1 protein-coding gene is annotated in these 300 nt (G+C 57.0%); it reads right to left on the reverse strand.

The window, feature by feature from the left end; all coding sequences use genetic code 11:
• Positions 1-103: 103 nt before the first annotated feature.
• Positions 104-300, reverse strand: a 197-nt coding sequence (locus ALO43_RS16930; protein WP_217999777.1) for a superoxide dismutase, incomplete at its 5' end; no start/stop codon positions are given.

Genomic DNA, 300 nt, shown 5'->3' on the forward strand with positions numbered 1-300 from the left:
CTGCCAACAGCAGCCCCGTGCCTACGACGAGCCGCAACAACCGCACACCGCTGAGAGCGAATATTCCTGAGCGCATAAGCTGCCTTGAGCCCGGTTACGGGAGTCAGGCCAGAGCGGCCTGATAACGTCGCGACACTTCATCCCAATTGACCACGTTGTAGAACGCGTTGATGTATTCGGGGCGACGGTTCTGATAGCGCAGGTAGTAAGCGTGCTCCCATACGTCCAGCCCCAGAATCGGCGTATTGCCATTCATCAACGGGCTGTCCTGATTACCGCTGCTTTCAACCACCAGCTTTT

The organism is Pseudomonas tremae (genome assembly GCF_001401155.1).
GTDB classification, from domain to species: Bacteria; Pseudomonadota; Gammaproteobacteria; order Pseudomonadales; family Pseudomonadaceae; genus Aquipseudomonas; species Aquipseudomonas tremae.